This window comes from Marinobacter sp. SBS5 (assembly GCF_048285575.1).
GTDB lineage: Bacteria > Pseudomonadota > Gammaproteobacteria > Pseudomonadales > Oleiphilaceae > Marinobacter.
On sequence record NZ_JBLWAZ010000003.1, the window covers coordinates 788077 to 809853 of the forward strand.

General features: G+C 54.9%; 20 protein-coding genes. 5 read left to right on the forward strand and 15 right to left on the reverse strand.

Annotation, left to right across the window (positions count from 1 at the left end):
* The 11 genes from era to rpoE form a co-directional block, all read right to left on the reverse strand.
* Nucleotides 1-918 carry a GTPase Era gene (gene era / locus ACNQ6O_RS10660; protein ID WP_418053194.1) on the reverse strand — a complete coding sequence of 306 codons (918 nt, stop codon included), beginning with the start codon at nt 916-918 and terminating at the stop codon, nt 1-3.
* Nucleotides 918-1607 (reverse strand): ribonuclease III, encoded by a 690-nt coding sequence (rnc, locus tag ACNQ6O_RS10665; RefSeq protein WP_418053195.1) that lies wholly within the window; start codon nt 1605-1607, stop codon nt 918-920. The genes era and rnc overlap by 1 nt, the downstream gene beginning before the upstream one ends.
* The gene (locus tag ACNQ6O_RS10670; RefSeq protein WP_418053196.1) at nt 1604-1990 is read right to left on the reverse strand and encodes a DUF4845 domain-containing protein; all 387 of its coding nucleotides are present in this window, start codon (nt 1988-1990) and stop codon (nt 1604-1606) included. The genes rnc and ACNQ6O_RS10670 overlap by 4 nt, the downstream gene beginning before the upstream one ends.
* 26 nt (nt 1991-2016) lie before the next feature.
* On the reverse strand, nt 2017-2799 hold the full coding sequence (gene lepB, locus ACNQ6O_RS10675; protein ID WP_418053197.1) for a signal peptidase I: 783 nt from the start codon (nt 2797-2799) through the stop codon (nt 2017-2019).
* A gap of 17 nt (nt 2800-2816) precedes the next feature.
* A complete protein-coding gene (gene lepA, locus ACNQ6O_RS10680) occupies nt 2817-4619 on the reverse strand; it encodes a translation elongation factor 4 (RefSeq protein ID WP_418053198.1) in 1803 nt (600 codons plus the stop codon).
* Between the two features lie 102 nt (nt 4620-4721).
* Nucleotides 4722-7445, reverse strand: coding sequence for an EAL domain-containing protein (locus tag ACNQ6O_RS10685; protein WP_418053199.1), 2724 nt, complete (start codon nt 7443-7445; stop codon nt 4722-4724).
* A 123-nt stretch (nt 7446-7568) separates the two neighbouring features.
* On the reverse strand, nt 7569-9044 hold the full coding sequence (locus ACNQ6O_RS10690) for a DegQ family serine endoprotease (RefSeq protein ID WP_418053200.1): 1476 nt from the start codon (nt 9042-9044) through the stop codon (nt 7569-7571).
* An 85-nt stretch (nt 9045-9129) separates the two neighbouring features.
* Nucleotides 9130-9579, reverse strand: coding sequence for a SoxR reducing system RseC family protein (locus ACNQ6O_RS10695; RefSeq protein ID WP_418053201.1), 450 nt, complete (start codon nt 9577-9579; stop codon nt 9130-9132).
* A complete protein-coding gene (locus ACNQ6O_RS10700) occupies nt 9569-10537 on the reverse strand; it encodes a MucB/RseB C-terminal domain-containing protein (RefSeq protein WP_418053381.1) in 969 nt (322 codons plus the stop codon). Before ACNQ6O_RS10700 ends, ACNQ6O_RS10695 begins: the two co-directional genes overlap by 11 nt.
* A 95-nt stretch (nt 10538-10632) precedes the next feature.
* Complete coding sequence (locus ACNQ6O_RS10705; protein ID WP_418053202.1) at nt 10633-11193, reverse strand: sigma-E factor negative regulatory protein; 561 nt, start codon at nt 11191-11193, stop codon at nt 10633-10635.
* A gap of 15 nt (nt 11194-11208) precedes the next feature.
* Entirely contained in the window at nt 11209-11895 is a 687-nt protein-coding gene (gene rpoE, locus ACNQ6O_RS10710; protein WP_418053203.1) for an RNA polymerase sigma factor RpoE, read from the reverse strand.
* Between the two features lie 138 nt (nt 11896-12033).
* Between rpoE and nadB the strand changes: the two genes are divergently transcribed.
* The 5 genes from nadB to ACNQ6O_RS10735 all read left to right on the forward strand — a co-directional run bounded on the left by nadB (nt 12034) and on the right by ACNQ6O_RS10735 (nt 16322).
* Entirely contained in the window at nt 12034-13641 is a 1608-nt protein-coding gene (gene nadB / locus ACNQ6O_RS10715) for an L-aspartate oxidase (RefSeq protein WP_418053204.1), read from the forward strand.
* A gap of 41 nt (nt 13642-13682) precedes the next feature.
* On the forward strand, nt 13683-13955 hold the full coding sequence (locus tag ACNQ6O_RS10720; RefSeq protein ID WP_418053205.1) for a succinate dehydrogenase assembly factor 2: 273 nt from the start codon (nt 13683-13685) through the stop codon (nt 13953-13955).
* A 73-nt stretch (nt 13956-14028) separates the two neighbouring features.
* The gene (locus tag ACNQ6O_RS10725; protein WP_418053206.1) at nt 14029-14415 is read left to right on the forward strand and encodes a hypothetical protein; all 387 of its coding nucleotides are present in this window, start codon (nt 14029-14031) and stop codon (nt 14413-14415) included.
* Nucleotides 14416-14429: 14 nt separating this feature from the next.
* The gene (locus ACNQ6O_RS10730; RefSeq protein WP_418053207.1) at nt 14430-15398 is read left to right on the forward strand and encodes a YgfZ/GcvT domain-containing protein; all 969 of its coding nucleotides are present in this window, start codon (nt 14430-14432) and stop codon (nt 15396-15398) included.
* Nucleotides 15399-15488: 90 nt separating this feature from the next.
* On the forward strand, nt 15489-16322 hold the full coding sequence (locus ACNQ6O_RS10735) for an HDOD domain-containing protein (RefSeq protein ID WP_418053208.1): 834 nt from the start codon (nt 15489-15491) through the stop codon (nt 16320-16322).
* A gap of 11 nt (nt 16323-16333) precedes the next feature.
* Here ACNQ6O_RS10735 and ung read toward each other — a convergent pair whose 3' ends face one another.
* The 4 genes from ung to recJ all read right to left on the reverse strand — a co-directional run bounded on the left by ung (nt 16334) and on the right by recJ (nt 21777).
* Nucleotides 16334-17062, reverse strand: coding sequence for a uracil-DNA glycosylase (gene ung, locus ACNQ6O_RS10740; RefSeq protein WP_418053209.1), 729 nt, complete (start codon nt 17060-17062; stop codon nt 16334-16336).
* A gap of 3 nt (nt 17063-17065) precedes the next feature.
* Entirely contained in the window at nt 17066-18601 is a 1536-nt protein-coding gene (gene lysS, locus ACNQ6O_RS10745; protein WP_418053210.1) for a lysine--tRNA ligase, read from the reverse strand.
* 52 nt (nt 18602-18653) lie between these two features.
* Nucleotides 18654-19749, reverse strand: a protein-coding gene (gene prfB / locus ACNQ6O_RS10750) for a peptide chain release factor 2 (protein WP_418053211.1) whose coding sequence is annotated in 2 segments (ribosomal slippage) — nt 18654-19676 and nt 19678-19749 — 1095 coding nt in all. Because the reading frame shifts where the segments join, the coding sequence is not laid out codon by codon here.
* A 297-nt stretch (nt 19750-20046) separates the two neighbouring features.
* Nucleotides 20047-21777 carry a single-stranded-DNA-specific exonuclease RecJ gene (recJ, locus tag ACNQ6O_RS10755; protein WP_418053212.1) on the reverse strand — a complete coding sequence of 577 codons (1731 nt, stop codon included), beginning with the start codon at nt 21775-21777 and terminating at the stop codon, nt 20047-20049.

Here is a 21777-nt window from a genome sequence, read left to right on the forward strand (position 1 = left end):
TCAGAGGTCGTTCATGCCCAGACTTTTCAGGGCACGGTCACTGTCGGCCCAGCCACGCTTAACCTTGACCCAAAGCTTGAGCATAACCTTGGTGTCGAACATGCGTTCCATATCGATACGGGCTTCCTGACCAATGCGGCGCAGCCGGTCACCCTTGTCACCAATAATGATCTTTCGCTGGCCTTCACGCTCAACCAGAATCAGTGCGGAAATATGAAGGGTCTTGCCTTGTTGTTTGAACTCTTCGATTTCCACCGCCACGGAATACGGCAACTCAGCTCCCAGTTGGCGGGTGATTTTCTCCCGCACCATTTCTGAGGCCATAAAGCGCTGGCTGCGATCCGTAATCTGATCGTCCGGGTAGAAATGCACACTCTGCGGCAGAAAACGGCCTACGGCTTCTTCCAGAGGGGCCAGGTTGGTCTCACGGAGCGCTGACAAAGGAATAATCTCCGCAAAATCCCGCTTTGCGGCCAAGGTTTCAAGATGCGGCAGCATCAATTCACGCTTTTCCAGCTTATCAACTTTGTTGATGGCCAGTATGACCGGGCACTTAACGCGCTCCAGCTTCTCCAGAACCATCTCGTCAGCGGTGGTCCAATTCAATTGATCAACGACAAACACCACAACGTCGACACCCACTAAAGCGGAAGTCGCCGCCTTATTCATGTACCGGTTGATGGCACGGGGCTCTTCTTCATGCATGCCCGGCGTATCAACGTAGACCGCCTGCACATCCCCTTCGGTTTTGATGCCCAGCACCTGATGCCGGGTGGTCTGGGGCTTGCGCGAAGTAATACTCAGCTTCTGTCCCAGAATGTGGTTCAACAGTGTGGACTTCCCCACATTGGGGCGACCTACAATGGCGACAAATCCGCAACGGCTGTCCGGGTTATCCGGGGTGGTAATATCGATCATCAAGAATTCTCCACGCCCAGTTTCTTTAGGGCACTGCGGGCGGCCTGCTGCTCGGCAATTCGGCGACTGCTGCCGGTGCCAGTGGTTTTACGATCCAATGACGATAAGGTACACGAAACATGGAACGTCTGATTATGAGCCTCTCCGTCCACCGAGATCACTTCATACTGCGGTAACGGGAACTGCCGTGACTGCAGGTATTCCTGCAACCGGGTTTTCGGGTCTTTCTGGGTATCCTGAACGTCCAGGCCCGCCAGTCTTTCTGTAAACCAGCGCAACACCTGCTCACGGCAGGTATAGAAATCGCTGTCCAGATAGATGGCGCCAATAATGGATTCTACAGCATCGGCCAAGATGGACTCGCGGCGGAAACCGCCACTCTTCAACTCCCCCGAGCCCAGTCGCAAGTAATGCCCCAACTGGAACTCACGGCCGATTTCGGCGAGGGTGACCCCCTTCACCATGCGGGCCCTGAGGCGGCTCAACTGGCCCTCGCGAGCTGCTTCAAACTTCAAGAACAGATGTTCGGCAATCACCATATTAACGATAGAATCGCCCAGAAACTCCAGACGTTCGTTGTTCTGGTTGCCATAACTTCTATGGGTAAGCGCCAACAGCAACCGCTCGGGGTCTTTGAACTGATACCCAATGCGGCGCTGAAGCTGATCTAGACCTGGTTTAGAACTCACTTTCCTTTGAACTCATACTCATGCTGGAAGTGAACGATAGTATCCACTCTACCAAATAGGTTGTTGCGAACTTCGTAATCGACGCTAATCAGCACAAGATCACCGTCTTTATCTACGGTGATATTTTTTGCATCAAAACCGCGTACATTGTTCACGCTTAATTGCTTATTGATCACACCGCGCACTTGGGCTGGCCCCATTTTGGACAAACCGTCGATGTTCTCAAGATTTTCAAGAGCTTCCTGAATGGTGAAATCATCGAGATAAGCTGGGCCAACCTTGAGGGCAAACGTCAGCAGGCCAGCAAAAAATAAGGCCACGATCATCATTGTCAGGCCACTGCCCTGCTGATACTTCAGGCCCGAGGGAAATCCATTCTTCATGCGTTTTCGCTCCGCAGTCTTCGAGATCATTCAATGCCACCTACTCGATCAAAAGATGGCAGACTTGTTAGAGATTTCCAGTGCATCCAGATACCGAAGGCCTTGCCGACCACCAGTTCATCTGGAACCGTGCCCCAGAAACGGCTGTCGTTACTGTTATCCCGGTTATCCCCCATGACGAAGTAATGTCCATCAGGAACCGTCCATTCGCCTTCACCAGAGCCAGACACGCGCCCCATGGTCAGGTAAATATCATGATCAACACTACCCATGGTTTCGCGCCAGCGCTCCATCGGAGGCAACCGCGCGACAAAATCCCGAGGTACCGGCTCATCGTTGATAAAGAGCTGCTTGTTACGGTAACGCACGGTGTCTCCCGGCAAACCGATCACTCGCTTGATGTAATTGGTCACGCCATCTTCCGGAAAGCGAAACACCATGACGTCGCCGCGCTCCGGGTCGCCAATCTCGACAACTTTAGTGCCAGCCACCGGCAGCCTCAGACCATAGGCGTACTTGTTCACTAAAATGAAATCGCCAACCTCCAGCGTGGGCAGCATAGACCCGGATGGTATCTGAAAAGGCTCAATCAGGAACGAACGCAGCACCAGAACAACAGCCAACACCGGAAAAAAAGAGCGGCTGATATCGACCAGCCAAGGTTCTTTGGGCTCTTCCGAACCGCCCTTTACCGTTTGCTCACTGGCCTTGGCGAGCCGGCGTTTTCTTAAAAACAACTTGTCCGCAAGCCAAACCACCCCTGTCACAAAGGTGAGAACGACCAATACCAGTGGAAAATCAATATCCATCGGGCGCCTTAGTTTTATTAATTATCAACTTTTAACACGGCAAGAAACGCTTCCTGAGGCACCTCAACATTACCCAGCTGCTTCATGCGTTTTTTGCCTTCCTTCTGCTTCTGAAGCAGCTTCTTCTTACGGCTGACGTCACCACCGTAACACTTAGCCGTTACGTTTTTACGTAACGCTTTGACGGTTACCCGCGATACCACCTGCGTACCAATAGCTGCCTGAATCGCAATATCAAACATCTGCCGCGGGATCAGTTCCTTCATCTTTTCGATCAACTGACGGCCCTTACGGTGTGCCAGATCACGGTGCACGATGATTGCCAGCGCGTCGACGCGTTCTCCGTTGATCAATACGTCTAATCGCACCAGATTCGCTTCCTGGAATCGCACAAAGTGATAATCCAGTGACGCAAAACCACGGCTTGCGGACTTAATTCGATCAAAGAAATCCATCACCACTTCGGCCATCGGCAACTCGTAACTGAGCTGTACCTGCGACGACATGAAGTGCATGTTTTTCTGAACGCCGCGCTTTTCTTCGCACAAAGCGATCACGTTACCCAAGTGCTCTTGCGGCACCAGAATATTGGCCTCAACAATCGGCTCGCGCATTTCTTCAATAGAGCCAATATCCGGAAGCCGGGACGGGTTGTCTACCGACACCGTCTCACCTTGCTTGGTCACCACTTCATAGATAACCGTAGGCGCGGTGGTAATCAGGTCAATATCGTATTCCCGCTCCAGGCGCTCCTGAATAATTTCCATGTGCAGCATGCCCAGGAAACCACAGCGGAAACCAAAGCCCAGCGCATCGGAATTTTCGGGCTCGAAGAACAAAGAAGCGTCGTTCAGGGTCAGCTTTTCAAGCGCATCCCGGAAATCGTCATAGTCATCCGCACTGACCGGGAACAAGCCCGCGTATACCTGCGGCTTAACCTTCTGGAAACCCGGTAGCATCGGAGTTTCCTCGGCGTATTTTTGATGCACGATGGTGTCACCTACCGGCGCACCATGAATATCTTTGATGCCGGCGACCACAAAACCTACGTCGCCCGCTTCAAGAATATTGGTATCGGTCGGCTTGGGGTTAAAAATCCCGACCTTGTCAGCGTTCCAAGCCTTGTTGGTCGACTTGATAACAATCTTGTCGCCCTTGCGCAGAACACCCTCGATGACACGCACCAGCGATACAACGCCCAGATAGTTATCAAACCATGAGTCGATAATCAGAGCCTGCAGAGGCGCACTGCGATCGCCTTTAGGTGGCGGAATCTTCTGGATCAGATCCTCAAGCACGTCTTCTACGCCTAGACCACTCTTGGCACTGCAGCGCACGGCATCCTGAGCCTCAATGCCAATGATGTCCTCAATCTCTGCCGCCACCCGTTCGGGCTCAGCCTGAGGCAAGTCCATTTTGTTCAGTACCGGAACGACTTCCAGGCCCTGCTCGAGTGCGGTATAGCAGTTGGCAACAGACTGAGCCTCTACGCCCTGCCCGGCATCCACAACAAGCAGTGCACCCTCGCAAGCATATAGAGAGCGGGATACTTCATAGGAAAAGTCGACGTGCCCGGGGGTGTCGATAAAGTTCAGCTTGTAAACCTCACCGTCGCGAGCGGTGTAGTTGAGCGTCACACTCTGGGCTTTGATGGTAATGCCCCGCTCTCTCTCGAGATCCATGGAGTCCAGTACCTGAGCGGCCATTTCACGCTCGGTCAAACCGCCACAGCTTTGAATGAAACGATCCGCCAGCGTGGATTTACCGTGGTCGATGTGGGCAATGATGGAAAAGTTACGGATTCGGCTCAGTTCAGTCACAGACAATGATTACTCATATAAGACATAGGATTGAGCCCGGTATAGCCGCTACGGGTCCGGGAACGGCGTGATTTTACCGGTATCCGGCCGCTATTGCCATGATCAGGAAATAAGCGGCTTCTCATACTGGCGAATCAGGAACCCGATCAGGGCATCTTCGTCGAGTGGATAGCTGAACAGGTTACCCTGACTTTGGGCGCAACCGGCCGACTTCAAAAAGGCCAGTTGTTGCATGGTTTCAACACCTTCGGCAACTACAGTCAGATGTAATTTGTGCGCCAGCGCGATGACAGCCGAGGCCACATCGGTTGCGCTGACGTTGTAGGGGATATCACGAATAAATCCATGATCAATCTTGATCACATCCAGCGGAAGCTGTTGCAGCGCGACCAAAGAGCAAGATCCCTTTCCGAAATCGTCCAGAATCAGGCACACGCCCAGATCATTCAGCGCAACCAACAACTCACGCAACATCCGCGGGTCTTCGTTCAGCAATTCTGCCGGCAGCTCCAGCTCTATCCGATCAGCAGCAACGCCGGTCTCGGTAATAACCCTGCGTATCAGATCCAGAAACCCGGTGTCAGTGATTTGGCGGACCGAAAAATTGATTGCCATTTTGAGCGATTCAAAACCCGCACGCTCCAGCGCCTGCACCTGAATACACGCCTGCCTGAACGCCTGCTCGCCGAGCCTGATGATCAAACCCGTTTCATCTGCCAGGTTAATAAACTGCTGAGCAGGAACCAGCCCTTTCTCGGGGTGGTGCCAGCGCAGGAAGGCCTCAACGCCAATCACTTTCTGGCTCACTAAATCCACTTTCGGCTGATAGTGCAGCACGAAGCGGTCATCGCTCAGCGCGGCTGCCAATTCTTCTTGCTGCAACATGCGGCGCGCAGCTTTGATGTTCATAGCCGGAGTGAAGAACTGGTAGTTGTTTCGGCCCATTTCTTTGGCCCGATACATCGCCAAGTCCGCATACTTCATCAGGGCACCCACATCTTCGCTGTCGTGGGGGATCATGGTGATACCAATACTGACTGTCACGCCGACGTCGTGATCGTTCAGCCTGATTCTCTGGCACAATCGCCGCAAAATGGTTTCCGCCACTTTACCAGCCGCTTCCGTACCGCTAACCCGAGAGAGAAGAACGACAAACTCATCGCCTCCCAAGCGAGCGACCGAATCTTCTTCCCGTACACAACCCTGAAGCCATTCAGCTACCTGCCGAAGCAACTCATCACCGGCGTCATGCCCCAAGGTATCGTTTATTCGCTTGAAACCATCCAGATCCAGATACATCAGCGCCGCCGGTTCACCACTGCGACGGGAACGGTGCACAACGTTATTCAGACGGTCACGGAACAACTGCCGGTTGGCCAAACCGGTTAATGGATCGAAAAACGCCAACCGGTGCAATTCAGCTTGAGCCGCTTTCAACTGTGTAAGGTCTCGTAGACTCAAGACCACTCCGGAAACCCCGGGCACACTCAACATGGAAGTAAAAGTCCCTTCCATCTCGCGACAATGACCTTCGGCGTCATTGATACGAGCCCGCACCAGTGGCATCTGTTTGCCCGGAGAAGATACTGCATCTTTGAAAGCCTGCCGCAATCCGGGCCAGTCTTCGGAATTGACCAAAGATTTAAAATCCAGATCCGCGATCCGGTCAGGGTCAAAGCCGAGAATATCCCGACTGGACGGACTGGCATAGATTGGATTGCCCTCCCGACACATCACCAGGGTGACGTTAGCCGCACCCTCGGTAATGGCTCGGTATCGTCCGGCGCTGACCTGAGCGCCCAAACGAGAGCGCACCAGTGACAACACAAACAGATACATCAAAACACTGATCGCTATCCCCGCCCCCAGCACGATGGGCGGACGTGGATCCGAGGCCAGATAATCAAATGCGGGCGTGGAGCGGGTTTGCAGCAGCCACTCCCGGCCACCGTGAGATACAGTCTGGCTAAGCTCAAAACTAAAATCGTTGTCCAGCGATCCTAAGTTGGATCCGTACATGAGCGTACTTCTGGACACGACAGCCGCATCGTAAATACGCACATCCAGAAAAGGGGATATCAGCCCGACAATACCATCAAGCAGGTTATTCATCCGGAAGGCGCTGAACACATAGCCCGCCAGCATCATCCTACGCTCAGTCCTGACACTAGGGATGGCACCACCTTGATACACCGGGTAATACATGAGGAACCCCGCCTGATCTTCGGCCAAGGACTCCTGAACCAACACGACTTTTCCGGTCACCATTGGCTTGGCATCATCTCGAGCCCTCTCCATGGTGAGACGGTGAATAGGGTCACTGAAGGCGTTGTAGCCAAGCGCACTTAGATTTCGTTCCGTACCGGGCTCGAGATACACCATTGGGTAGTAATATGGCCCTGCCCCTAACGGCTTAACCAAATATTTGTAAACGCCTTCGGCCCTAACAGAAGCTATGTGATCAGCCATTTGGCGAACACCAATCCGCTGCACGAAGCCGATCCCCTCAATCCCGGGGTAATAACGATTGATGTCTACTTTTTCAACGTACTCACGCCACTCATCACGACTGACCTCACCCTTCACGGCAAAGAGCCCCGCACTGCCAGCCAGCACCTGCTCATAGTTAATCAGGCGTTCTTCAATCGCGGTTTTAAGTTGCAAGGATTGGGCTCGGAACTTGGCTTCAGCGCGGTCTTCCACCAATCGGATGGATACCTGCCACAACAAGAAGGTAACGCCAACAGAGACGATGAAAACGAGCAACGCCAACCACGAGTTGCGCGGTTTGAGGAGTTCGCGGAGGGATAATTCCTTATTTTTCATATTGTCACCGGGTCCATCCCATGACCTAGAGTTCAAGAATATCCGGCGAGTATAACAAAAGCCCCCGGGCATGTCGTGACACGCCCGGGGGGCCAAAGCACCGTTTCAGGTAGCAGCTTTAACTTAGGGTCTCATCACTAGATAGATTGGCCGCCCTTGGCGCACCACACGCACAGACACCGCCTGGCCTTTTGGCAACTCTTTTACAACCGCTCGGAAAGCTTTCAGCGACGCCACCGGCTTGCGGTTTATTTCTGTGATGATGTCTCGGTTCCGGATGCCCGCTTGAAGCGCTGGCCCCCGCTCAACATTGGTTACCAGCACACCGCTTTCGACACCTGCTGCACGAGCGTTTTCGGGCGTCAGCGATTCAACCGTCAGTCCAAGAGCGCCTGTTGCATCGTTTCGTTGATCATGGCCCTTTGAGCGGCTTGTGCGACCATCCTCAGGCAACTCTCCAATCTCTACATCAAGCTCTATCTCGTCACCACCTCTCAACACAGTCAATCGGGCCGGCTCTCCCACCGGCGTGCGGCCTACTTTCGGGGGCAAATCCGAGGACAACTCAATTTCCTCGCCGTTATACTCCAGAACGATATCGCCCGACTGGAGCCCCCCGGCCTGAGCGGGTGAATTCATCATCACTTCGGCAATCAATGCGCCGCGAGGACGCTTCAAACCAAAAGTCTCAGCGAGATCTCGATTGACCTCCTGTATCAACACACCTAACCAACCGCGGGCGACAGACCCTTCGTCTCGAAGCTGGCGAAACACACTCATGGCATCATCAATCGGAATCGCAAAAGACACACCCATGAATCCGCCAGAACGAGTATAGATTTGGGAGTTGATACCAATGACTTCCCCGTCCAGATTGAAAAGCGGCCCGCCAGAGTTACCCGGATTAATCGCAACATCGGTTTGGATAAAAGGGACGTAGTTTTCCGAAGGCAGCGACCGCCCAAGCGCACTGACGATACCCGCTGTCACCGTGTAATCGAATCCGAAGGGAGAGCCGATTGCAAACACCCACTCCCCCACTTTGAGCTCTTCCGAACTGCCCACTTTCACCACCGGCAGGTCGTCCGCATTTTCGATTTTCAAAACCGCCATATCGGAACGAGGATCGGTGCCCACGATGGTCGCGGCAAACTCTCGGCGGTCATTCAGCCGAACCACCACCTCATCGGCACCCTCGACCACATGGTTATTCGTCAGAACATAGCCGTCTTTTGACACGATAAAGCCCGAGCCCATGGAGCGGGTCGGCTGCTTACCGCCCGGAGCTCCACCGAAGGGGGAGCTGGGGCCGCGGAAAAAATCCTGCAGAAACGGAGGTAACTGATCCAGCTGCCCCTCGTCGAACGGCAGCCCCTGGAAACGGGATCGGCGACCGGCGGGTTCACTGGAGGTACTGATGTTTACCACTGCGCTGGAGTTTTCCTCTACCAGTTCCGTGAAATCCGGCAAACCACGCGCCGCAACACTCTGGCTCCATAATGCCGACACCAAAGCAGCGAAAATCAGCCAGGCTCCAAGAACAAAGCCTGACCGGAACGCATCAGGATAACGAGCGACCCGCGTATTTGTTTTTTGCATGTTGAACCCCCTTTATTTTGGCCGTTGGTCTGCCGTTACAATTTATGGCTGGCCGCCCACTTTTCAACTTAAAAATCGGTAGGTTTTAGAGGCAGGTGACCGACGCAATCCTATTCACTCGAACCATGCGCGGTTGAAACCGATCACCCGACCGCGACTGCCAACGGCGAACCAGCCAGAACCCCGCCCCTAAACCGAAAATCGCACCGACAATCGCCACCAGATCCGTTCCCCCAAACAACCGAAACGCACCAATACTCGTTAGCACCATGAGCAACAGGGGCACCCCGTATACGGCCAAAGAGGCTGTCAGCAACGATTGCTCATCCACACCTATGACCACCTCATCGCCAACTTTCGCATCAGCAGTGTTCAGCACCAATATCTGATTGGCTTTGCCTCCCGAGACCGCCGCCAGTGCACGCTGACCACAACCGGCACGAGCTGAGCAACTCTCGCACGCACTGGTTTGAATGGTTTGTACCCAAGCTTGCGTGCCCTGAAGAGCAATAACTTTCCCTGTTTCAGTGATCACTTGCTACCCACCCTCGAGCCAGCGCATCATCGATCGATACCGCATGCGCGACTTTTCGTGCTGCTTCGGGCGGAATTTCGCCGACAACCACAATCAAAAACGGCCGCTCTGCTACCAACACTTCGTGGATATAGACGGTCGACGCCCCAACCCTCGAGGCGCCTGTTGGCATTTTGAGCCCTTTGACAGGTTCGACAAACACGGAAAACGTCGCCAGGCCATCAGAGAATGCGACTGCTTTGCCGTTGCTGGAACTGGGCGTAGCCGCAGGCATGTAACCCTCTGGCCGCCAATTCAACGTCCAGCCGGTCATTCGGCCGACAGACGATTGTTGAGGCTCAGGAGCGCCGAGATGACGGGTAATCTCACGGCCCTGAGTTTGCACTTCAAATTTTTCGTCAGCGATGTCGTCGGTGATCTCCAGACTGGTGTACTGGAAATGCTCTAGAACGACGTCATCGACATCCCGCACGTGGCTTTTCACCAGAAGCCCTGTTTCTTTTTCAACCCAAAGGCGATGGCTGTATCGGTATTTATCTTTGGCCGTCAGGTCCACCGTCACCACATCGTAGCCAGCCACCCGGTCTTCACCAACCAACTTCGGCTGATACCACTGACTGATCGGCATTAGCTGGCTGGTAAACGCCTCGGCAAACGGCCCCGAAGGGATGACTTCATCCAGACGGATTCGGCCTTGATCCGGCAATACACAGACTACATCCATGCCTTTCCTGACGATCTCACCCGAGCCTCCATCTTGCATAACCAAACGCTCTTCCACCTGCCCGTTCCGGTACCGGTGGGCGATGCGCATAGAATGCACCTGATCACCCCTGGCGTAGACGAACACGCCCTCATAAGAGGTCATATTCAGTGCCGGGCCCAACCGCTCCAGCCAGTCTATGGCTGACTTTGATGGAGCTGTTTCAGCCGCTTCACCTTGCGCATGCGCCCACATGCCCGGTGCAAGGAAAACCAATACCGCTACAATCAGCATTCGAATCATTGAGAGCCTGCTTTTAAGCGGAAATTTCATAACCAGACACCTCGGGCTCAATAGCCACCGTTCGCACTGACCATTCTCGCGTATCCCATCGAACCACGCCCGGCGCCAACGCTGTTATGCTGGGCATGCTCCAGCAAATACTGCCGCACCTGTCGCAGCTGCTGCTCATCCAGCCTCTGCAAGGCCACTTCTTCGGTACTCAGCACTAACTGAGGTGCCCGCTCTTCTGTGCCGGTCACCGCCAGCGAATTGTCTATGTCGCCCGGGGAAGTTCCCCAACCGGCTCCAGCGCCAAACCCGACAACCAGCGCTAGCGCAACCATCGCCGCCACGGGCCAGTGCCAATATCCGCCAGCATGCGCTTTAGCATTCGCAGAGACTTCTGCGGGGGCCTCTTGGTCATCAAGCGCAGCGCGCACCGCGCCTGCCACATCCATACTGTATGAAGCGCTGGGAGCTTCGTGCATCAGGTCACGAACCTGTTGCCATCTCTGCCACTGTTCTCTGACTTCGTTCTGATCGTCGTGCGAAAGCAGTCTGCGCACTGAAAGCTCGTCCGCTTCATCGTCCATCATTGCTGACAGAGTTTCTCTGAGACGCTCATCCATCGGGTGCAACCTCACTTACGTCACTGAATGATTAAGAAGTGGACCAATGTGGCGATCCACTGCATCCCGGGCTCTGAAGATCCGGGAACGTACGGTTCCAATCGGACATTCTAGAATCCGGGCAATGTCTTCATAACTGAGACCGTCATATTCTCTGAGCAAGAAAGCGGATCTTAGTTCCTCGGGCAACGCGGCAATGGCTTCGGCCAACGCTTTTTGCAGCTGATCTTTTTGCAGAATTTTTTCTGGTGAGGCCACGTCCCGCAATCGGCGGCCATCGTCGTAGTTTTCCGCTTCGGAAGAATCTGCTGACCCTTGCGGCCTGCGCCCGCGGGCCTCAAGGTGATTTTTTGCGGTATTCACAGCAATACGGTACAGCCAAGTGTAAAATGCACTGTCGCCACGGAACCGGTCGATGGCCCGAAACGCCTTAATGAACGTTTCTTGCGCTAAATCCATCACCTCGTGGCTGTCGTACACATAACGGCTGATAATGGACGCTACCCGAGACTGATACTTCACCACCAGCAGGTCGAACGCCGCCCGATCTCCATGACGGACCTTGCGCACCAGCTGCAAATCCGTCTGGCTTTCAGTCTGCTCACTCGATTTAGAATCTGTATCGGAAATCATGGACGAAGCAACGGACGGTCCCGCTTGGTTGGCCATCTGAATGGCTTTTAATCGGCTCGCTTGTGTCATTTTGTCATTCCGGTGTTCATACATGAACCCAGGTTGCCGACAGCAACCGGCTCGAGGCATATCCATCGGGCCAAATAGACAGCAAGCACAAAGTTTAGTTCAATACACTTCCACATTATGGCCTGCGACAACGACCCAATGCCACAATCCTACGAATACGATGTTCTTATTATTGGCAGCGGTGCTGCCGGACTGACTGTCGCCTTGAATTTGCCAGAGCACTTGAACGTTTGCGTGATCAGCAAAGCTGACATCAGTTCCGGGGCCACGCTCTGGGCGCAAGGCGGGATTGCAGCGGTTCTCGATGCAACCGACTCGGTCGAAAACCATATTCAGGATACGCTGAATGCAGGAGGCGGCCTGTGCCACGAAGATGCCGTGCGTTTTACCGTAGAGCACGGCAAAGAGAGCATCGACTGGCTCATCGAATCCGGCGTGACGTTCACCCGCAAAGAAGACGATGACCAGTACCACCTGACCCGTGAAGGCGGCCACAGCCATCGCCGCATTATCCACGCAGCCGATGCGACCGGTCAGGCCGTATCCACAACGCTCGCCAGCCAAGCAGCTGCCAAGCGCAACGTTGAGCTCAAGTCTGGCCGGGTCGCGGTTGACCTGATCACCAACCGCAACCTATCGCTTCCCGGAAACCGCTGCATAGGCGCTTACGTCCTCAACCTTGAAGACAACCACGTGGAGCTTTATCGTGCCCGCTTCACAGTAATCGCAACCGGTGGTGCCTCCAAAGCGTACCGTTACACCACCAATCCCGACGGGGCTTCCGGTGACGGCATCGCCATGGCATGGCGGGCCGGCTGCAGAGTCGCCAATATGGAATTCAACCAGTTTCACCCGACGTGCCTGTACCACCCCCACGCCAAATCCTTCTTGATTACCGAAGCGGTTCGCGGTGAAGGCGGCGTACTGAAACTGCCCGATGGCAGCCGTTTCATGGACAAGTTTGACGAGCGTGCCGAGCTGGCACCCCGTGATGTCGTCGCCCGAGCCATCGACCACGAAATGAAGCGTTTAGGTGCTGACCATCTGTACCTGGACATCAGCCACAAGCCCGCAGACTTCATCAAACATCACTTTCCGACAATTTACGAAAAATGCCTAGGCTTCGGCATCGACATCACCAAAGACCCGATTCCCGTCGTGCCGGCTGCCCACTATACGTGCGGTGGCATCATCAGCGACGAGCGCGCCAGAACCGACATTAACCAGCTTTACGTGGTAGGCGAAGCCGCCTTTACTGGCCTGCACGGCGCCAACCGCATGGCCAGCAATTCACTACTGGAATGCCTGGTTTATGGCCGCGCGGCAGCTCAAGACATTGCTCGCCGGGAAGCAGATATCCCGACCGTGCCCTCAGTGCCCGCATGGGACGAAAGTCAGGTTCGGGACTCCGATGAAGACGTAATCATCTCCCACAACTGGGATGAGCTGCGCCACTTCATGTGGGACTATGTCGGCATTGTGCGAACAACCAAGCGACTGCACCGCGCAAAACACCGGGTTGATTTGCTGCAGGGTGAAATCAACGAGTTCTATAGCAACTACCGGGTTACCAACGACCTCATTGAATTACGTAATTTGGTCACCATATCAGACCTGATCATTTGCTCTGCTCTGCAGCGGAAAGAGAGCCGTGGGTTACATTACACTCTGGACTACCCGCAAGCTCAGAGCGAGGCCCGCGACACTGTATTGGTACCAACAACTTATCGAACTCTGGCTCCTTGAGTCAGAGGGCCTTCATCAAACGCCTAAAAACGGAACCCGCTATGTCCGACACCAAAGAATCCAACGCGCACACTGAGTTCCACCGTCTCTGGTGGCACAGCCGTCGCGGCATGCTGGAACTGGACGTTCTGCTCTTACCCTTTTTGGAAGAAGCCTACAGAGATCTCGAACCGGACGACCAGGATCGCTATCGCAAGCTACTGACCTGCGAGGATGCGGATATGTTTGAGTGGTTCATGCAACGCAGCAAACCCGAGGACCCGGATCTTCGTCGCATCGTCGAGATGATTCTAAACCGTGTCCAACCGGATTGAGCTAACACTGTTACCCTCCATTTCCGCTGGGCTCATCGCAACCATCCCTTGGCTTGGGCTAGCGGTCTTCACGGTGGCAGCTGCGCTGGAAACCTCCTATCTTTTGCTGGCACTGATTATCCCAGTGCTTGTTTTGGGCTGGGCATCATTCCAGCGCTTCGGTTTACTAAAAAAACCGGATGCCATCGTCGCTATATCCAATAACACATCGGGACTGGCATGCCAGCTGGCAGACGGCCGCCATGTGCCAGCCTCGGTAACCAACGCCAGTTTTCTGAGCGCCAAATTACTTATTTTGCATTTCAAGCCGAGCGCTTCAAAATCGGGTAGCATGATGACGATCATCACCGGCAACATGGGTTTGCTCAGGTCAAACACCAACGACACTGCCTTCAGGCGCCTGCGTATATTACTTCGAGCCGGTTCACCTGAACCCAAGCACACACCTCCTTCGCCTTAATTCTGGAGACTATCGTGAGTACACAGGATTCTCAGCAACTCGCACATTCCAGCGGCTACGCTCTGTTGAGCGACCGCGTCATGGCCCGCATCAGCGGACCGGGAACCGACAAGTTTGTGCAAGGCCAGTTCACTCAACACGTGGACGAGGTAACCAGCGAGCGATCACTCAGAGCTGCGGCGTGCACCCATAAAGGCCGCGCATACTGCCTGACTCGTCTAGTTCGGGATGACGAGGACCTGTTAATGGACTTTGACGCCAGCCAAGCCGAAGCCACGATGAATCATCTAAAAAAATACCTGATGCTTTTTCGCGGAACGAGTTTGGAAATCCTGCCCACTGCCCGGATCATCGGACTGATCGGCGAAGCCTCAGCAGCCTCGGTTGCCGGCGATAGCGCGCACGCTCTGACTCAACCCGGCCAAACCCTGCAAGTCGGTGACAGCCATCTGATTCGCATTGAAAACACCGCTGACAAGGCGGCCCGCTATGAATGGTGGCAACCTACCGGCGAACATCCCGTTCCCGACGATATTCCTGAATTAGCCGTGGAACAGTGGCTCGCATCGAGCATCTCCGCGGGCGTGCCCTGGCTGACAGAAGCCTCTCAAGAAACCTATGTGCCGCAGATGCTGAACCTTCAACACTTGCAAGGCGTGCATTTCAAGAAAGGTTGCTACACGGGGCAGGAAGTGATTGCTCGCATGCACTTCCTTGGTCAGTTGAAAAAAAGCCTGCACCGACTATCTTTCAACAACACACAGCAGCCGCCTGCGGTCGGCGCAAAGCTACTGGCGGATGGCAAGAACGTCGGTGAAGTGGTTAATGCCGTGATGACCGGCGAACATAAGGGCGAAATGCTTGCGGTCATGCGTCACGACGCCAGCGCCAACGCGCTTTCCATAGACGGGATGGATGAGGCGAGCATAAAACTCGAGCAATTACCGTACGCTGTACCTGAACAGCAACCTTCTGATACATAAGTTGACAGGAAATGCCGCTGTTATTTGCTATAAATGCAGCCATAAACAGAACCCTCTTCGGGGCCCCATTTAAGCGGAAACAGACGGACTATGGCAGACATTATTGACACCATTAAAGCTGACCTGACCAGCGCTATTGAGAACGACAAGCTAATCTTGCCGACCCTTCCCGAAGCGGCCCTTCAAGTCAGAGAGATCGCGGAGTCGGAAGATACCTCGATTGCGGATCTGGTAACGGTGATCAGCAACGACATGGCACTGTCTGCCCGCATCATTCGCGTTTGCAACAGCCCACTGTTCCGCGGCAGCCGTGCCATTGAAAACCTGAACATGGCGGTGAGCCGCCTCGGCATGGCCTACACCAGTAATCTGGCCATGGGCCTGGCAATGGAGCAAATGTTTCAGGCCACTTCAGTCATGGTCGACAAGCGGCTTCGGGCCACCTGGCAAACCAGCACCGAGGTCGCCGGCATCTGTCATGTACTGGCTCAACACTACACCAAAATAAGGCCGGACCAGGCCACTCTGGCAGGGTTGGTACACCTGATTGGTGTCCTCCCCATTCTTCGCTATGTTGAAGATCACAGCCTGGAGCTGAGCGGCATCGTACTGGACGCCGTCATCGAGGAACTGCACCCACGCATTGGCAGCATGATCCTGAAAAAGTGGCAATTCCCGGAAGCGCTGCAGAATGTCCCTATGGAGTATGCGAACTTCCAGCGTGAAGTACCCAAAGCAGATCACGCTGACCTGGTTATGATTGCGAACCTGCAGCTGGTCGCCGGCACCAACCACCGCTGGAACCAGATGGATTTCACGTCCATTTCAGCATTTGGCCGATTGGGATTGGATCCCGAGATGAACCTGGCTGAGGAAGAAGACCTGAGCGCCCAGATGGAAGCCGCCATGGCGCTGCTCGGTTAAGCGGGGCTCAGCTAGAAGTCGAGCCGCTCCTGCTGCGAAGAAGAAGCCAGAGCCCAATCTATCGGGCTCTGGTGGTTTTCAAGCAACCACTGGTTGGCGCGAGAAAAATGCTGACACCCGAAGAATCCGCGGTAGGCACTGAGCGGTGACGGATGCGGCCCTTCCAACACCAGATGGCAACCCCGATCAATGATCTGCCCTTTCTTCTTCGCATAGCTGCCCCAGAGCAGAAATACCACACCTTGGCAGCGCTGATTCACCAACTCAATCACCCGATCGGTAAAAACCTCCCAGCCTTTACCTTGATGAGCACCAGCCTTGCCCTGCTCTACCGTCAACACGGCGTTCAAAAGCAGAACCCCCTGCTCAGCCCATGACTGAAGGCAGCCGTGATCTGGCGCTGCAATACCTAGGTCTTGCTGAATTTCTTTGAAGATATTCACTAAGGAAGGCGGTGTCGGCACACCAGGAGAAACGGAGAAACACAAGCCGTGAGCTTGGCCGGGGCCGTGATAGGGGTCTTGCCCCAGAATGACCACTTTGACCTGATCCAGAGGGGTGCTATTCAAGGCATTGAAAAGCTGTGGTTTCGGCGGGAATAACGTCTTTCCGGCACGCTCTTCAGCAGTCAAAAATTCGGCCAGTTGATGCATATAGGGCTGGCGGAACTCGTCCGCCAGCCACTCGTCCCAGCCGTGCCCGGGCTTCAATTCTTGAGCCAGTGCCTCGACCGGGTGCATGCCTTATTCATCTCCGGAATTTTGCTCTGCTTTGTGCTCCGGGCGCATGGCGGGGAACAGAATCACATCCCGGATAGACGGCGAATCGGTCAGCATCATGGCCAAGCGGTCGATGCCGATACCTTCACCCGCGGTCGGAGGCAAACCGTATTCCAGCGCCATCACGTAGTCGTCGTCGTAGAACATGGCTTCGTCGTCGCCCGCGTCCTTCTCGGCAACCTGGGCCTTGAAGCGCTCGGCCTGATCTTCCGCATCGTTCAGCTCCGAGAAGCCGTTGGCAATTTCACGGCCACCCACGAAGAACTCGAAACGCTCGGTCACAAACGGATCGCTGTCTTTGCAACGAGCCAGCGGCGACACTTCTTTCGGGTACTCGGTAATGAAGGTCGGCTGCATCAAACGGTGCTCGGCGGTCTCTTCGAAGATCTCGATTTGCACCTTACCCAAGCCCCAGATGTCTTTAACCTTGATACCAAGCCCTTTCGCCAGCTCACGTGCCTGAGCTTCGTCAGCCAGCTGCTCGCGAGTAAATTCGGGGTTATAGCGCAAGATTGCGTCCACAACGGTCAAGCGCTCAAATGGCTTACCGAAGTCGTACTCAACCGTTTCTTCAGCGCCGTCTTTCAACACGCGGGTGTTGGTAACCGTGGTCGTGCCCAGCACTTTTTCGGCGATGGTGCGCAGCATGTCTTCGGTCAGGTCCATCAGGTCGTTGTAATCCGCATAGGCCTGATAGAACTCGACCATGGTGAACTCCGGATTGTGACGGGTCGACAGACCTTCGTTACGGAAGTTACGGTTGATTTCAAACACCCGCTCAAAACCGCCCACAACCAAGCGCTTGAGATACAACTCCGGCGCAATCCGCAGGTACATATCAATACCCAGTGCGTTGTGATGAGTCACGAACGGACGGGCGGTAGCGCCACCAGGTATCACCTGCAGCATCGGTGTTTCGACTTCCATGAAGTCACGCTCGGAGAAGTACTGGCGCATTACGTTGATGATTTTCGAGCGCGCATAGAATACGCGGCGGCTGTCTTCGTTCATCATCAGATCAACGTAACGGTGCCGGTAGCGAGCCTCGGTGTCAGTCAGGCCTTTGTGCTTTTCAGGCAGCGGGCGCAGCGACTTGGTAAGCAAGGTGTACTCATCCATCGCCACGTAGAGGTCACCTTTACCAGACTTGCACAGCACGCCGCGCACACCCACGATGTCGCCAAGATCCCAGTGCTTGGTATCTTTCTGAACATCTTTGGTGGCGTAGATCTGAATGCGGCCAGTCATGTCCTGAACCACTTTGAACGCCTTGCGGTCGAGCATCATGCGGCCAGCAATGGCCACTTGAATGCCCATGGATTCCAGCTCTTCTTTGGACTTGTCGCCGTATTTTTCCTGCAGTTCTGCAGCGGTCGCATCGCGGCGGAAATCGTTCGGGAACGCATTACCCTGCTCTCGCAGGTTGGCCAGTTTGGCGCGGCGCTCCGCAATCAGCTTGTTGTCCTCGGGCTGGGTCGCGTTCTGGGTCTGTTCGGTCATGTTAGCTCACTAAGAAGTCGAGAGGGGTCCGGTTCGGGTTAAATGGCGCTGTTTACAGCGCCATCTTCAGACTGGCTTCGATAAACTTGTCGATGTCACCATCGAGCACCGACTGGGTGTTACTGGTTTCCACCTTGGTGCGAAGATCTTTGATACGGCTGTCGTCCAGCACGTATGAGCGGATCTGGCTACCCCAGCCGATATCAGACTTAGAGTCTTCCTGCTTTTGTTTTTCGGCATTGCGCAACTGCATCTCGCGCTCGAACAGCTTGGCTTTCAGCTGTTTCATGGCCTGATCTTTGTTCTGGTGCTGGCTTCGGCCAGCCTGACACGCCACCACTATGCCTGTGGGGTTGTGGGTCAGTCGTACGGCCGATTCGGTTCGGTTAACGTGCTGACCACCGGCACCGGAGGCACGGTATACGTCCACGCGCAGGTCGGCTGGATTAATTTCAATTTCAAAGCTGTCATCCACTTCCGGCGAGATGAACACGGAAGAGAACGAGGTGTGTCGGCGGTTACCGGAATCGAACGGTGATTTACGCACCAGTCGATGAACACCGGTTTCAGTGCGCAGCCAGCCATAGGCGTAGTCGCCCTGAACGTGGATGGTCGCGCTCTTGATGCCGGCGACTTCACCTTCCTGAAGTTCGACGATTTCCGCTTTGAATCCACGACGCTCGGCCCAGCGCAGGTACATGCGCAGTAGCATGTTGCCCCAGTCTTGCGCTTCGGTGCCGCCGGAGCCTGCCTGAATTTCTAGGTAAGCGTTGTTGGCGTCCATTTCACCAGAGAACATGCGGCGGAATTCGAGCTTCTCGAGTTCTTTATCAAGCCCTTCGAGATCGGCCTCGATTTCTTGCACGGTGCCTTCGTCGTCCTCTTCAACGGCCATTTCGAGCAGGCTTTCTGCGTCTGCAAGGCCGGAGGTGAGGTTATCAATGGTTCTGACGATCAATTCGAGGTCAGAACGCTCTTTACCCAGTGACTGGGCGCGCTCCGGATCGTCCCATACGGTTGGGAGTTCAAGTTCGCGTTCTACTTCGACCAGACGTTCGCTTCGCTGATCGTAGTCAAAGATACCCCCTCAGCGCTTCGGTGCGCTCGCGAAGCTCTTTGATCTTCGTCACTATGGGATTAATTTCCATGAAACCTTGTCTCGCTTTGGAAAATGGTGCGATAAAAACTGAGGGCGAATTCTACCGGAATTCGTGCGTTAAATCAGCAGGCGGAATATACGGAGTCATCGAAGTTAGGTGCAAGCAGACTAGGCGGCGGCTCTTCCGGGAGACGCGGTGAATACATCCCTGTACGCTTAGCGAAAACATCCCTGTTTTCGATACTCCCGGAAGAGCCACCACCTAGCCTGCACCGGTCACTGTTCGGGTATTCAACACCAGAAGCGTATCAACGGGCTTGCCGCCCTGGGCTTAGGCCCCACCGAACTATAACGGTTCGAGATAATCCACCATCAACTGCAAGTTGGTCCGCCCACGGAAGGTGTTGGCATCCGGTTTGTAGACCACCCGGGCACCCGAACGGGTGTAGTCCGGAACTTCAGGGCCGGTGTTAAAGGCGATGGCGTCGATAATGCCGCCGCCCTCTGCAGGCTGCAGCACCAGTTTCAGGTGGTTCTCTCCCACGATGCGCTGGCTGACGACGTTGAATTCACCGTCGAACAGTGGCTCGGGGAAGTGTTGCCCCCAAGGGCCGCTGCGTTTTATCAGGTAGGCGGTATCGAGGTTCAGTTCTGCGGGTGCCAATGAGCCGTCGGTTACGATGGCCGCTTCCAGATCTTCCGGTTTCAGCGTATCTCTCACCGCCTCGTCGAAGGCTTTACTGAATGCTTCCAGATCGCCGCGGGCAATGGTCATGCCGGCTGCCATGGCGTGGCCGCCGTATTTTTTCATCAAGCCCGGTGATTTCGCATCCACGACCGCAAGGGCATCGCGGATGTGCAAGCCCGGAATGGAACGGGCCGAGCCTTTGAGGCTAACGCCGTCGTCGTCCGGTGCAAACGCAATCGTCGGGCGATGAGTTTGTTCGCGGATTCTGGCGGCAAGAATGCCGATCACGCCTTGGTGCCAATCCGAATCAAACAGAGCCAAGCCCCAAGGCAAACCGTCGATATCCAACGACATGGAAGCGAGCAGGTCTTGGGCTTGGTTCTTCATGTCTTTTTCGATGGTGCGACGTTCACGGTTGAAGCTGTCCAGCTCCTCCGCCAGCCGCAAGGCTTCATCCGGGCTATCCGCGAGCAGGCAAGCAATGCCGATGCTCATATCATCCAAGCGGCCGGCGGCATTTAGCCGGGGGCCAACGACAAAGCCAAGATCGGTGGAGCTGATTTCAGTGTGGTCCCGGCCAGCCACTTTTAACAGCGCTAGTATGCCAGGGCGCGCCTCGCCTTTGCGGATGCGGCGTATGCCCTGCTCTACAAAAATCCGGTTGTTATGATCCAGCGGCACGACGTCGGCCACCGTGCCCAAGGCTACCAAGTCCAGCAAGGTACCGAGATTGGGCTCGGGATTTGGCAGCAGGTTGCGATCGCGCAGGTGCTTCCGTAACGCGGTCAGCACGTAGAACATGACCCCCACACCAGCGGCGTTCTTGCTCAAGAACGGGCAGCCGGGCTGATTGGGATTTACGATGGCATCTGCATCTGGCAGCTCTTCTGCTGCCAGGTGGTGATCGGTAACAACCACCTTGATCCCAAGATCACGGGCTGCACGCACGCCTTCGATGGCGGAGATTCCGTTATCAACCGTCACTAAGAGGTCGGGCAGCTCACCTTCTTCCTGCAACCGGTGAATAATGCCCGGCGTTAGGCCGTAGCCATCAGAGAATCGGCTTGGCACTCGGAAGTCGACCGATGGTACGCCCAACATAGACAAGCCAAGCATCGCAACCGCGGTACTGGTGGCTCCGTCTGCGTCGAAATCACCCAGAATCATGACGCGCTGCTTCTGAACCACAGCGTCAGCCAGTAACTCAACAGCTCTGTCTATGCCCCGCAACTGCATTGGGGACGCCAAGTGTTTCAGGGTGTACTGGAGTTGATCGTCGGAGTGAACCCCTCGGGCGGCGTATAGCCGACGAAGGATGGGAGGCAGGCTTTGCCCCCAGTCCGAACTATCAGCCGGCTGGGGGCGACGCAGGATCTTTTTAGGAGTCAT